The organism is Streptomyces sp. NPDC127190 (genome assembly GCF_042672505.1).
Taxonomy (GTDB): domain Bacteria; phylum Actinomycetota; class Actinomycetes; order Streptomycetales; family Streptomycetaceae; genus Streptomyces.
Window position 1 is genome coordinate 12,936 of the sequence record NZ_JBHXVE010000039.1, and the last position, 12,740, is coordinate 25,675.

The 12,740-nt window shown below is 71.8% G+C and carries 11 protein-coding genes; 3 read left to right on the top strand and 8 right to left on the bottom strand.

Features of this window, described 5'->3' with window-relative positions:
* The first annotated feature begins 71 nt into the window (after positions 1-71).
* Positions 72-716, top strand: a complete 645-nt coding sequence (locus ACFVIU_RS36095) for a TetR/AcrR family transcriptional regulator (RefSeq protein ID WP_385847807.1) — start codon at positions 72-74, stop codon at positions 714-716.
* Positions 717-749: 33 nt separating this feature from the next.
* The gene (locus ACFVIU_RS36100) at positions 750-1,472 is read left to right on the top strand and encodes a Mut7-C RNAse domain-containing protein (protein WP_385847808.1); all 723 of its coding nucleotides are present in this window, start codon (positions 750-752) and stop codon (positions 1,470-1,472) included.
* Between the two features lie 16 nt (positions 1,473-1,488).
* On the opposite strand, the gene ACFVIU_RS36105 is transcribed toward ACFVIU_RS36100, so the two are convergent.
* The 6 genes from ACFVIU_RS36105 to ACFVIU_RS36130 form a co-directional block, all read right to left on the bottom strand.
* Positions 1,489-3,885, bottom strand: a complete 2,397-nt coding sequence (locus tag ACFVIU_RS36105; protein WP_385847809.1) for a galactose oxidase-like domain-containing protein — start codon at positions 3,883-3,885, stop codon at positions 1,489-1,491.
* Positions 3,882-5,060, bottom strand: a complete 1,179-nt coding sequence (locus tag ACFVIU_RS36110; RefSeq protein ID WP_385847810.1) for a glycosyltransferase — start codon at positions 5,058-5,060, stop codon at positions 3,882-3,884. Before ACFVIU_RS36110 ends, ACFVIU_RS36105 begins: the two co-directional genes overlap by 4 nt.
* Positions 5,057-6,703, bottom strand: a complete 1,647-nt coding sequence (locus tag ACFVIU_RS36115) for an ArnT family glycosyltransferase (RefSeq protein ID WP_385847812.1) — start codon at positions 6,701-6,703, stop codon at positions 5,057-5,059. The genes ACFVIU_RS36110 and ACFVIU_RS36115 overlap by 4 nt, the downstream gene beginning before the upstream one ends.
* Positions 6,700-7,968, bottom strand: coding sequence for a glycosyltransferase (locus ACFVIU_RS36120; protein ID WP_385847813.1), 1,269 nt, complete (start codon positions 7,966-7,968; stop codon positions 6,700-6,702). Before ACFVIU_RS36120 ends, ACFVIU_RS36115 begins: the two co-directional genes overlap by 4 nt.
* A gap of 256 nt (positions 7,969-8,224) precedes the next feature.
* A complete protein-coding gene (locus ACFVIU_RS36125; RefSeq protein WP_385847815.1) occupies positions 8,225-10,258 on the bottom strand; it encodes a thioredoxin domain-containing protein in 2,034 nt (677 codons plus the stop codon).
* Positions 10,236-10,829: an ArsR/SmtB family transcription factor gene (locus tag ACFVIU_RS36130; protein WP_385847817.1), complete on the bottom strand. Its 594-nt coding sequence runs from the start codon at positions 10,827-10,829 to the stop codon at positions 10,236-10,238. Before ACFVIU_RS36130 ends, ACFVIU_RS36125 begins: the two co-directional genes overlap by 23 nt.
* 152 nt (positions 10,830-10,981) lie before the next feature.
* Here ACFVIU_RS36130 and ACFVIU_RS36135 point away from each other — a divergent pair, with 152 nt between their 5' ends.
* Positions 10,982-11,398: a hypothetical protein gene (locus tag ACFVIU_RS36135; RefSeq protein ID WP_385847818.1), complete on the top strand. Its 417-nt coding sequence runs from the start codon at positions 10,982-10,984 to the stop codon at positions 11,396-11,398.
* Positions 11,399-11,522: 124 nt separating this feature from the next.
* On the opposite strand, the gene ACFVIU_RS36140 is transcribed toward ACFVIU_RS36135, so the two are convergent.
* Positions 11,523-11,771, bottom strand: a complete 249-nt coding sequence (locus ACFVIU_RS36140; RefSeq protein WP_385847819.1) for a hypothetical protein — start codon at positions 11,769-11,771, stop codon at positions 11,523-11,525.
* Entirely contained in the window at positions 11,764-12,645 is an 882-nt protein-coding gene (gene mca, locus ACFVIU_RS36145) for a mycothiol conjugate amidase Mca (RefSeq protein ID WP_385847821.1), read from the bottom strand. The genes ACFVIU_RS36140 and mca overlap by 8 nt, the downstream gene beginning before the upstream one ends.
* Positions 12,646-12,740: the final 95 nt, after the last annotated feature.

The window sequence follows — 12,740 nt, forward strand, 5'->3', positions numbered from 1 at the left end:
AGTCGTGGCCTTTTCTCGTGCGGCCGACACCGGTCGCCGCCGCGCGCCGCCGCCCACGGCGATGCCCGACAATGACCGGCATGACGGCCGCACGCACCCCCAGCACCTCCCCCGCCGACCGCCCCCGCCTCGGCCTGCGGGAACGCAAGAAGATCAAGACCCGCGAGGCGATCCGCGCGGCGACGTACGCACTCGTCGCCGAGCAGGGGTACGACGCCACCACGATCGACCAGATCGCCGAGCGGGCCGAGGTGTCGCCGTCGACCGTCTTCCGGTACTTCCCGACCAAGGAGGACATCGTCCTCACCGACGAGTACGACCTGCTGATGGCGGACGAACTGCGCGCCCGCCCGGCCGGCGAGCCGCTCATCCAGTCCCTGCGGTACGTCATCCACCGGGCGGTCGACCGTGCGCTGGCCGAGGACCCCGAGGTGGCCCGGCTGCGGGTGCGGCTCGGGGTCGAGGTCCCGGCCGTCCGCGGCCGGATGCTGGAGAGCATGGCGAGCACCGGCGCCCTGCTCCGCCGGGTCATCGCGGACCGCACGGGGCTCGACCCGGAGGCGCTGGAGGTGCGGGTCCACGCCATGTCGCTGATCGGCGGGCTCATGGAGGTCAACCGCTACTGGGGCGAGACCGGCCAGCAGGACGACCTGGGGGCGCTGATGGAACGCGCCCTGGACGTCCTGGAGCACGGGCTGCCCGTCGAAAACCGCTGAGGCACGGGCCGTACCGCGTGCGATGCTGACGACGTGAACCGAGCCGAGATCCGCGTCGAAGTCGCCCCCGCGCTCCATCTGTTCGTGCCGCACGCCCGGCGGGCCGGAGCCACTCCGCTCGGCACCGACGGCGTCTCGACGCTCGGCCATGTCGTCGAGTCCCTCGGCGTGCCGCTGACCGAGGTCGGCGCGCTGGTCGTGGACGGCCACGAGGTGCCGGTGTCGCACATCCCGAAGGCGGGCGAGACGGTCAGCGTCCGCGCCGTGGAACGCCCCCAGCGGGTCCCCGGCGCCCCGCTCCGCTTCCTCCTCGACGTGCATCTCGGCACCCTCGCCCGCCGGCTGCGGCTGCTCGGCGTCGACGCGGCGTACGAGTCGACCGACATCGGCGACCCGGCACTCGCCGCCCGCTCGGCCGCCGAGAAGCGGGTCATGCTCAGCCGGGACCGGGGGCTGCTGCGCCGCCGCGAGCTGTGGGCCGGGGCGTTCGTCTACAGCACCCGGCCCGACGACCAACTCCACGACGTCCTGGACCGCTTCGCCCCCGAGCTGCGCCCCTGGACCCGCTGCACCGCCTGCAACGGGCTGCTGCGCGACGCCACCAAGGACGAGGTCGCCGACCAGCTCAAGGGCGGCACGCACCGCTCGTACGACGTCTTCGCCCAGTGCACCGCGTGCGGCCGCGCCTACTGGAAGGGCGCGCACCACGACCAGCTGGTGGCCATCGTGGAGCGCGCCCTGGCAGAGCACGGCTAGAGCCTCTCAAAAGGCCCTAACGCCCGGTCAGGTCTCCTCCCTGGCAGGCGATGCCGTTGCGGTCGTGGTCCAGGCCCAGCGGGTCGTCCCCGCCGTTGACCCGCAGCCGGCCGTAGTGGTTGTGCCGCAGCCAGGCGCACCGGGCCGCCGCCGTCCTGCGCACCTCGGGCGGGAAGACCGTGGGCACGCAGACGTTGGCCGAGCCGTAGTGGCGGTCGCAGCCGGAGAGGGTGGGGCTGACCGGCTGGGCGGCGCGCCTCCTGCCGGGGCCGGTGACCTTGCCGGACAGGTCGTCGGCGAAGGCGTGGACGTGCGGGGCGGCGGCGGTCATGGCCGCCGGGCCGGTCAGATGGACCCACTGGGCCACGGACGGCACCCCGTTCGCGTCGACGGCGAACAGCATGTACCAGCCGGGCGGGGCGATGTTGGGGTTGTTCGTGACGTTGAGGTCGACGTTGTTCCCGTCCACCGACAGCGGCAGATCCACGAACCGCTGGTTCGGGTCGGAGGAGTGCGTCACCGCGGCCGGCCGGATCAGCTCGGCCCGTGCGACGGGCCGGTCCACGGTGATCCGCTGGGTGTCGCCGTACTTCCACTCCTGGCTGATCACCGAGGTGATCGTCGGGCGGGTGCCCTTGTAGAGGTAGGGCGGGGTGTAGACGGACACGTTGTGGTTCCAGCTGCCGTTGCCCGGGTTGTCGCCGGTGGCCATGACCCGGCCGTCGGGCAGCAGGAACGCGGAGGAGTGGTAGCCGCGGTCCTCGGGGTCGGCAGCGACCGGGGCGAAGGTGTTGCTGCCGGGGTCGAAGAGCGAGGACTCGTGCACCGGGTCGGCCCGGTTGTGCAGGGCGCCGCCGGTCTCCAGCACCGTGCCGTCGGGCAGCAGCACCGCGGAGACGTACATCTTGCCCTGGCCGCCGGTCTCCGGCCGGGTCCCGGTGCCGAGGTCGACCGTGCCCTGCGGGAGCGGCGGCCCGGCGACATAGGACGGGTTCGGCTGCTTGAGGTCGATCAGGTCGGTGAGGCGGCCCGCGTCGGGGTTGCTGTCGATGTTGCCGCCGCCGATGGTGAGGACCCGCTGGTCCTGGGCGGGGGGCAGCAGCACCGACGCCGACTGGTCGCGCTGGTCCTTGTTCTGGAGCCCCGGGATCTGGGTGATGGTGTTGGCGTCGTAGTCGTAGACCGCCGCGCCCGTGCCGGGGATGTTGTTGCCGAAGACATGGCTGCCCGTGTAGAAGAGGCGGCCGTCCTGCATCAGGACCATCGCCGGGTACAGGCCCCAGTAGGACCAGGTCTGGTGGACCTGGGACAGCGGCAGCCACTGGTTCTGCGCGGCGCTGAACCGCTCCGCCGTCACCGAGCCGGTGGAGTCCTCGCGGAGCCCGCCGAAGGTGATGACGTCACCGTTGCCCAGCTCGGTCGCCGACGGGTACCAGTGGCCGTCGTTGAGATCGTTGACCTTGGTGTAGGTCTCGGTCCTCGGGTCGAAGACGTAGGAGTCCCGGTAGCCCTCGTAGCCGTGGCCGCCGGGGACCGGGTACGCCTTGTTGCCGCTGAGGACGAGCACCCGCCCGTCCTGGAGCTGCACATGGCCCGCGCAGAACATGTCCTTCGGGGTGGGGACGAGCTGGTAGGTGCCGTTGGCCGGGTCGTAGACCGCCGAGGTGAAGGTCCCGGCGGCGAAGCTCTCCTGGCTGTTGCCGGATCCCGCGATCAGCAGCACCTTGCCGTTGTTCAGCACGACGGAGTGCATGGAGCGGACCGGGTTCTGCGTCGGCAGCACGGACCAGCCGCCGTTCGCGCACTGGTCGGCCGTGCCGGTGCACTGCGCGGGCGGAACGGTGTCCGGCACCTGCTCCATGGTGTAGTCGTCGGTGGTCGCCGACCCGGTGCCGTAGACGGAGACGCCCCAGGTGATGCGGTCGGTGCCGGCCGGGATCTCCGGGGTGCGGACCGCGGCCCGGGTCCAGTCGGCAGCCGTCTCCAGGGTCTTGACGTCGGTCCAGTACTGCCAGCCGGTCGTGCTGTCGTGCCGGAAGAGGGTGACGTTCGCGTCCGGGGTCGTGGTCTTGTACCAGAGCCCCAGGTCGTACTGCTTTCCGACGCTCACGGCGGGCGCGCAGTCCGTGGACTCCAGGAACATCGCCTTGCGGTCGCCGTCGACCCGGCGGGTCAGGGTGACCTTCATGGCCTTCGCGCCGGAGTGCGCGTCGGAGGTGGTCTCGTAGCTGAAGTCGTTGTCGCCCCAGCCCGCCTTCTCCCAGCAGGACGGCATGTCACCGCTGCCGGTGGTCTCGAAGCCGGGGTTCTTGATCAGGTTGGCGGCCTCGGCGCTCTGCGGCGAGGTCAGGAGCAGACCGGCGGTCAGGGCGCCCACCCCGACCAGTGCCTTCCGTCTGCGGTACGTGCTCACACGGCTCTCCTTGCGGTCGTACGATCCCCGCGGCGGCGTCGCGGGAGATAGACCAGCGCTTCGGTGCCGACGAAGCGCAGGACGAAGGTCAGCACCAGCGCCAGCGCGGTCGCGGCCAGGACGCCCATACCGAACCGGCCGACGAGCAGCGCGATCAGCGGGATGCGCAGGACGAGGTCGGCGTTGGCGAGCAGCGCGAACCGGCCGAGCCGGTCCCACCAGCGGCGGTGCGCGCGCCGGTCGCGGAACAGCAGCTGCTCGATGAGCAGGAAGTTCCAGCCGACGCCGAGCTGGTTGGCGAGGATCTCGGCGGGGACGTAGTGCACGCCCAGGGCGGTCAGCGCCCACAGACCGATCAGGTTGGGGGCGAACCCGCTCGCGCCGATCAGTCCGAAGCCGATCATCCGGGCGGCCGGGGAGGCGCTGCGCAGCCCGGCCAGGTGGCGCAGGAAGCGGAAGCCCTCCCGGGCGGTGGACTTGGACTCCCCCGCGAACCGCTCCTGGAACACGAACGGCACCTCGGCGACCCGGCGCGGCCGGCTGCGGACGGCCAGTTCGAGGAGGATCTTGTAGCCGAGCGGCCGGAGCACGTCCGCGGTGACGGCGCTGCGCCGGACGGCGAAGAAGCCGCTCATGGGGTCGCTGATGCCGTGCAGCCGGCGGGGGAAGAGGGCCTTGGCGAGCCAGGTGGCGGCGCGCGACACGGCCACCCGGTAGCCGCCGGCGAGGCCGGCCCGGCTGCCGCCCGCGGTGTAGCGGGAGGCGACGACGAGCCCGGCGTGCGTCCGTTCGCCGGTGGCCACCAGCTCGGGGATCAGGGCGGGCGGGTGCTGGCAGTCGCCGTCCATGACGACGATCCACTCCGAGGTCGCGGCCCGCAGCCCCTCCACCACCGCCCCGCCGAGTCCGCCGACCGGTTCCGCCCGGTGCAGGACGGACACCGGGAACGGGCAGTCCTGGGCGGCCTGCCGGATCACCTCGGGGGTGTCGTCGGTGGAGTCGTCCACGAAGACCACCTCGCAGGGCAGCCGGGCGGGCACCGCCTCGGTGATCCGGTGCAGCAGCTGCCGGACGTTCGCGGACTCGTTGAAGGTCGGTACGACGACGGTGACGGCCCCCGGCTCGGGCACCTCGACGGCGTCGAGACCGGGTACGGGCGCGGTGTACTCGCTCATCGGGTGCCTCCCGTGGGCTGGATCCGCCGGATCTCGATGCGGTCGGGTCCGCTGCCGAAGGCGGCGACCGGTGTGGAGTGCTTCAGGGCGGCCCGCACGGTGGGCAGGTCCTTGGCGTCGCGGCGGACGGTCGGCGAGGCGACGACGTAGTCGAGGTCCTGCCAGCCGTGCGGCAGGGTCGTGCCGACGGCCGGGTCGAGGTCGGCCTTGTAGAACCAGATCGCGCCGAGCCCGGGCCGGTATCCGGCGTGCACGAGGTCCAGCCAGAGGGCGTCGTCGACGAGGACCCGGGTGTCTGCCGGGTGGGCGACCCGGGTGCCGAGCCAGTGCGACGCCTGCCGGTAGGGCCGGTTGGCGTCGGCGGTGACGGCGGTGCGGTCGCCGTCGTACCAGCGCGGTACGACGTAGGCGCCGGCCGCGAGGGCGAGGACCGCGGCGAGCGCGTACCGGCCGCCGGTGACCCGGCGGCGCTCGTCGGGGCGCCGCCGGCGGTGCAGTACGGCGTGTGCCACGGAGGCGGTGGCGCCGGCCAGCACCAGGGCGAGGAAGGGCAGCGCGCCGATGATGTACATGGCGGGCAGATAGCCGCCCGGGCGCAGGGCGACCGCGGTGAGGACGGCGACCGCGAGGGCGGGTCCGGCGAGGGCCCGGGCGGTGACCGACCAGCGCCGGATGAGCAGCAGGAGCAGCGCCCCGGCGAGGCCGCCGAGGGGCAGCACCCGGTCGTAGTAGAGCCAGGAGTGCAGCACCCCGTAGGCGCCGGAGCCCGGGTCGAGGAGGAAGCCGGAGCCGGGCCGGGACATCTGGTAGGTGATCCCGCCCCACAGCGAGACATGTCCGGCGCCGGGCAGCAACTCGCCCTTGAGCAGCGCGAACAGCGGGTAGGACAGCCCGATCAGGGCGCAGCCGGTGACGGCTCCGGTGAGGGCGAACTTGCGGGTGTCACGGTGGCTGTGCCGCCACATGGTGACGAACAGGGCGGGCAGGACGACGAGCATCGTCTCCTTGGTGAGCACGGCCGCGGCGGCGGCGAGGCCTGCGCCGAAGTGGTGCCAGAGGTGGCGGCTGGGCGAGGCGGCGAGGCAGAACGCCAGCAGCAGCCACATCACGGCGATGTTGTCGAGGAAGATCTCGCGGCTGAGGACGACCGCGAGCGGCGACAGTCCGAACAGGGCCATGCCGAGTCCGGCGGCCCAGCGGGGCAGGCACAGGCGGCGGCCGAGGACGTAGACGAGGACCGCGCTGACTCCGCCGATGCCCAGCATGAGCAGCCGCATGGTGGCGACGGTCATGGAGCCCGGGCTGACGGCCGAGGGTATCCAGCCGAGCAGGGCTATCTGGATCCAGCCGAGCGGCGGGTGGTCGTACCAGTAGGTGTAGTGGGCCAGGCCCCGGCCCTGCTGAACGGCCCAGGCCTGGGCGAGGTAGGTGCCCTCGTCGTCGCTGAGGGCCGGGTAGTCGGCGATGTTCCAGCCCTGGACGACGAGGATCGCCGTCAGCAGGGCCCCGCAGAGCAGCAGGTCGGGCCGGGACGCGCGGAGCCGCAGCGGTGGCGTGGGCCGCTCGGTGGGGCCCGACGCGGGCGCAGGCGGGTGCTGCGCGGGGACCTGGTCGCCGGTCACCGCGGGGAGGGTGGAGGTCACGCGGGAACGTCCTCTCGGATCGGCTCGGCCGCATCCAGGTGCGCGCCGACGTGCCGGGTCAGCTCCCAGTCGGTGCGGCCGCGTTGCTCGCGCCATACGGCACGGATCGCGGCGCCGGCCAGGAGGACCTGGTAGAAGGGGCCGCCCACGAGGAGTTTCAGATAGTGGACGAGGCGCACCCGCAGGCCGTACTGCCTGCCGAAGTCGTGCAGTCCGACCACCTCGAAGACGACGGTGACGGCCGCGGTGACCAGCGGCAGGAAGGTGAGGAAGGCGACGCCGACGGGCACGTCGAGGAAGAGCGCGACGGCCGCGTTGAGCGGGATGACCAGTCCGCAGAAGGCCTGCATGAACGGTGTCATCAGGGTGTAGCGGGCGAGCAGCCGCTGGCCGTGTCCGGGCAGCTGCTTCCAGTCCTTCTTCCGGTAGACCTGGAGGAAGCCCTGGTCCCAGCGGGTGCGCTGTTTGAGCAGCGCCATCAGACTGCCCGGGGTCTCCTCGCGGGTGACCATGGCGGAGTCGTAGGCGACGACGACCTTCTTGCCGATGCTGGACAGCCGTACCCCGAGGTCGCAGTCCTCGGCGAGGCAGTCGGGGTCCCAGCCCTCCGCGTCCCGCAGCACGTCGGTGCGGACGAAGACGGTGTTGCCGCCGAGCGGGATGAACCCCTTCTGCGCGTGCAGATGGAGCCGGGAGCGGAACCAGAAGAAGTACTCCAGGCAGTTGCGCAGGCTGTACCAGCTGGAGTGGAAGTTGATGAGCTGGACCCCGCCCTGGACGACGTCCGCGCCGGTGCTGCGGAAGGCGTGGTCGACATGGGCGAGCAGCTCGGGATGGACCTGGTCCTCGGCGTCGAAGACCCCGACGACATCGCCGCGGCAGTGCGGCAGCGCCGTGTTCATGGCCTTCGGCTTGTTCTTCTTGTCGTGGGTGTCCACGACCACCCGGACCCGCGGATCGCGCCGGGCGGCCGCCTCGGCCACCTCGGTCGTCTCCGGGTCGTCGTGTCCGACGATGACGATGATCTCGAAGTCGGCGTGGCGGGAGCGGAGCAGCCGCTGGATGGTGTGGTCCAGCACCGCCTGTTCGTGGCGGGCCGGTACCAGCAGTGAGAAGGAGAGGTGTTCGGCGCCGTCGGGGCGGCCGAACCGGGTGGAGGCGAGCACCTCGGGCGTGCGCCACGCGTGCATCTGCCACCACAGAGTGAAAGCCGCCATCCAGAACAGCGCAAGCGAGACGGCAGCGATGAAGACGGACGTCAGCAAAGATCCCCCCAGATCCCCTGATAATCCCCTGAAACCCCCTGGGCGTACGACGACGGATCGACGCTGGGTCAGCATTGCGTCACCCGTCGTGTCGCTGTGCAGAGACTAGGGGGGATCTGTGAAGCGCGGGGACCGTTCCGATAAATGGCGTGTTTCGGAACGGCGGTGTGCTAAGCGGGGGCAAGCGGTATCTATCCGAACACGTAGTTCACATTCGGACAGTTGACGCGTTCCGTCGGCGTGCCGTCCGCGCCGCTCAGTGCCCGTTCAGCACGGCCCGCAGCCGCTCCGGATCGGCCGTGGGGGCGTCGCAGGTGAAGTTGCGGCAGACATAGGCGGCCGGTTCACCGCCCGGCAGCGGCCGGTCGGCGAGCAGCGGAAACTCGTCACTCCCCGGCGCGCCGACGGCGACGACGGCGCCCGGCGCGGTGCCGAGCAGCGCCGTGCGGTGCAGTACGGCCGTCCGGTCGTCGCCCTCCGGCCCGACCACGGCGACCTCCTTGGGCCCGTCGAGCAGCGCCTCGGCGACGGCGAGCCCCCAGCCGATGAACCGGGGCACCCGCGGCCCGAGGGCCTTCACCACGCCCAGCGCCCGTTCGGCGCCGGTGCGGTGGACCTCCGACCCGGTGTGGGCGGCGTACCCGAGGAGGGCGCCGGCCGCGGCGGTCCAGCCGGACGGGGTGGCGTTGTCGGTGGGGTCCTGGGGGCGGCGGATGAGCTGCTCGGCGTCGGCCGCGGTGTCGTACAGGGCGCCGGTCTCCTGGTCGGTGAAGCGGGCGAGCACCTGGTCGAGGAGGAGGCCGGCGAAGTCCAGCCAGACGCCCTCGCCGGTCACCGAGGCGAGGGCGAGGAAGCCCTCGGCGACGTCGGCGTAGTCCTCCAGGACGCCGGCGTTGCCGCCGACGCGGCCGTCCTTGCTGGTGCGGGAGAGCCGGGCGTGCTCGTCCAGGTGCACCCGGACGAGCAGGTCGGCGGCGCCGAGGGCGGCCTCGACCAGGTCGGGCCGGTCGAAGTAGGCGCCGGTCTCGGCGAGCGCGGCGACGGCGAGCCCGTTCCAGGCGGCGACGACCTTGTCGTCCCGGCCGGGCGCGGGACGCTCCGCGCGGGCGGCGAGCAGACGCCGCCGCACGGAGTCGATCCGCCCGGCCTCGACGACGCCCTCGCTCTGCGGCAGCTGGAGCACCGACTGCCCGTGCTCGAAGGTGCCCTCCACGGTCACCCCGAAGTACTGGGCGGCGAGGGCGGCGTCGTCCTCGCCCAGCACCTCGCGCAGCTGCTCCGGCGTCCAGACGTAGTACGCGCCCTCGACGTGCCGGCCGGTGCCGTCGTCGCTGTCGGCGTCGAGCGCGGAGGCGAACCCGCCCTCGGGAGTGCGCAGTTCGCGCACCATGAAGTCGGCGGTCTCCAGCGCGACCCGCCGGGCGAGATCCGAGCCGGTGGCCCGCCACAGATGCGCGTACACCCGGCAGAGCAGGGCGTTGTCGTACAGCATCTTCTCGAAGTGCGGCACGACCCAGTCGCGGTCCACGGAGTAGCGGGCGAAGCCGCCGCCGAGCTGGTCGTAGATGCCGCCGCGGGCCATCCGCTCGCAGGTGTCCCGCGCCATCTGGAGGGCGCCCTCGGCGCCGGTGCGGGCGTGGTGGCGCAGCAGGAACTCGATCACCATGGACGGCGGGAACTTGGGCGCCCCGCCGAACCCGCCGCGCTGGGGGTCGTACTCCCGGGTGAGCCCGAGCAGCGCCTGCGCCTGCTCCTGCTCGCCGGGCGCCTGTGCGGCATGCCGGACGATCTCCCGCTGGGACAGGTCGCGGACGATCTTCCCGGCGACCTCGGTGACCTCCTCGCGGCGGCCCGACCAGGCCTGCTGGACCCCCTCCAGGACCTGCCGGAAGGAGGGCATCCCGTGCCGGGGGGCGGGCGGGAAGTAGGTGCCGAAGTAGAACGGCTCGGCGTCCGGGGTGAGGAACACGGTCATCGGCCAGCCGCCCTGCCCGGTGGCGGCCTGTACGGCCTCCATGTAGACGGCGTCGACGTCGGGCCGCTCCTCGCGGTCGACCTTGACGCTGACGAAGTGGGCGTTGAGGTACTCGGCGGTGGCCTGGTCCTCGAAGGACTCGTGGGCCATGACATGGCACCAGTGACAGCTGCTGTACCCGACGCTCAGCAGCACGGGCCGGTCGCTCCTGCGGGCCTCCTCGAAGGCCTCGGTCGACCAGGGCCACCAGTCGACCGGGTTGTCGGCGTGCTGGAGGAGGTACGGGGAGGTCTCATGCGCCAGTCGGTTCACCACGCTCCCACTCTCCCACGGGCTCCGGCACCGCGTAGAAACGCACCAGGACCGGGCGTGCCTCGGGGGGCGCCGCCTCGCGCGGGTGGCCGTACCGGCCGAGCAGCTCGTGGTACTCCCGCAGGAAGGCGAGGAGTTCCTCCCTGGTCATCCAGGTGTTGTGGCGCTGGACCTGGGCCCATCCCTCGGGGCCGCGGTACTCCTCGTGGGCGCGGCGGTAGAGGGCCGTGTCGAACTCGATCTTCAGGTGCGCGAGTTCGGCGGCGGCCGCGTACTCCTCGCGGGTCATGGTGGCCGGGTCGGGGGTGGTGTGGCTGAACGGCAGGGTCCGCCACCAGCGCTCCCGCCCGCCCGACTTCTCCGGGATCTCCTCGATGAGCCGCTGCTCGGCGAGTTTGCGCAGGTGGTAGCTGGTGGTGCCGGAGCTTTCCCCGAGTTCGCGGGCGAGGACGGTCGAGTTGGCCTCGCCGTGCCGGCCGAGGTAGTCGAGGATGCGGCGGCGCAGCGGATTGCCGAGGGACTTGTAGAGGGCGGTGCGCTCCAGGCTGGTCATCTCGGGCATGCCGTCGGTCATGCCGCCCACCGTATCCCCGAGGACCCTGAGAAGCCCCGGAGATCTGCCGAATTTTCTTTGCAGAGATTTCTCTGCGGTCTAGGGTGGAGGCAGTCGGAGGAGGCACGGGCTGCGAGGGGATCGCTGTGCGAAATGAGGGAATCCGGGCGTTCATGGGATTCAGGCGGAGGTGGGCCTTGGTGGCGCTGGGCGGGGCAGCGGTGCTGCTCGTGCCGTGGATGGCGGTGCTGGCGGTGACACTCCCGGGCAGCACCCGGGTGGAGAACTGGCCGCTGGCCTGGATCGGCCTCGACGTGCTGATGGCGGCCGGCTGCGCGGCCACGGCCCTGCTGGGCCTGCGCGCCGATCCGCGCGGCCGCCTCACCGCGTCCGCGACGGCCTCGGTGGCGGTCCTGGACGCCTGGTTCGACCTCACCACGGCCGGCACCGGCGGCGCCCTGCTCCAGGCGACGCTGTGCGCGCTGGCGGAGGCGGCACTGGCGGCGGTCTGCGTCCACCTGGCGATATCCCGGCGCCGGAGCGGGAGCCGGGGCGGCGCGGACCGCGGGACGCGGGGCAGCGCCCGTTAGCCCGACGGCTTACAGGACAAGGGCATGCGGGGACGGCGGGCGTCGCGACGCGCGAGCCCGGCGGTGCCGAACCGCCGGACCCGTCGGCGGACCGCTGCCGCTCCCGCCCCTGTTACCGGTACTGCTACTGCTTGACGCGCCCGGAAGCCTCGCTCTTCGCGCCGGCCTCCTCGCCGGAGGGCTCCGCCTCCTTGAAGTCGACCTTGTTCATGTGCTTGCTCATCGACTTCATCAGGCCCCACACCGCCAGGGCCATCACCGCGAAGACGATGAAGCCGAGGACGCCGGGGGTGACCTTGTTCTGGTCCAGGTCCTTGGCGAGGGGGACGAGGTGCGTCACTGCCAGGCTCACGCTTGCGCTCATGTCAGGCATTGTCCCGGATGCCCGCGAAGAGGTCGTCCTCGGGGAGGGAGGTATCGACGAGCGACTTCGCCAGCTCGTACTCCTCCGTCGGCCAGACCTCCTTCTGGACGTCCAGCGGCACCTTGAACCAGCCGCCGTCCGGGTCGATCTGCGTGGCGTGCGCGATCAGCGCCTTGTCACGGATCTCGTAGAAGTCCGCGCAGGGGATGTGCGTGGTCAGGGTGCGTTCGGTGCGCTGGATCTCGTCCCACCGCTTGAGCCACTCCGCGTACGGCGACTCCAGGCCGCGGTCGAGCATCGCCTGGTGCAGGGCCAGGGTGCGGGGGCGGTTGAAGCCCTGGTTGTAGTAGAGCTTCAGCGGCTGGTAGGCGGGCCCGTACTCGCTCTCGGGGTACTTCTCGGTGTCCGCCGCGCCCTCGAACGCCACCATGGAGATCTTGTGGGTCATGATGTGGTCGGGGTGCGGGTAGCCGCCGTTCTCGTCATAGGTGGTGATCACCTGGGGGCGGAAGGCGCGGATCTTCCGCACCAGCTCGCCGGCCGCCTTGTCGACGTCCTCCAGGGCGAAGCAGCCCTCGGGCAGCGGCGGCAGCGGGTCGCCCTCCGGGAGACCGGAGTCGACGAAGCCCAGCCACTCCTGCTTCACCCCGAGGATCTCGCGGGCCTCGTCCATCTCCTTCTTGCGCACCTCGTGGATGTGCTCCTCGATGTACGCGTCGCCTTGCAGCTTGGGATTGAGGATGGACCCGCGCTCTCCGCCGGTGCAGGTCACCACCAGCACGTCCACCCCCTCGGACACGTACTTCGCCATGGTCGCCGCGCCCTTGCTCGACTCGTCGTCGGGGTGCGCGTGAACGGCCATCAGTCGCAGCTGGTCAGTCAAGACTCAATCCTCGGATAGTCGGCGCCCCCGTGGCTCAGGGCGCAATCGCCGGCTTCTATAGTGACCGAATCGGGGGGCGATTAATTCCGCGGAGA

Bases quoted from the DNA above. Each gene is read 5' to 3' on its own strand.
- ACFVIU_RS36095 (WP_385847807.1), top strand. From the start codon at position 72: ATGACCGGCATGACGGCCGCACGCACCCCCAGCACCTCCCCCGCCGAC.
- ACFVIU_RS36140 (WP_385847819.1), bottom strand. From the start codon at position 11,771: ATGCCTGACATGAGCGCAAGCGTGAGCCTGGCAGTGACGCACCTCGTC.
- ACFVIU_RS36135 (WP_385847818.1), top strand. From the start codon at position 10,982: ATGGGATTCAGGCGGAGGTGGGCCTTGGTGGCGCTGGGCGGGGCAGCG.
- ACFVIU_RS36110 (WP_385847810.1), bottom strand. From the start codon at position 5,060: ATGAGCGAGTACACCGCGCCCGTACCCGGTCTCGACGCCGTCGAGGTG.
- ACFVIU_RS36130 (WP_385847817.1), bottom strand. From the start codon at position 10,829: ATGACCGACGGCATGCCCGAGATGACCAGCCTGGAGCGCACCGCCCTC.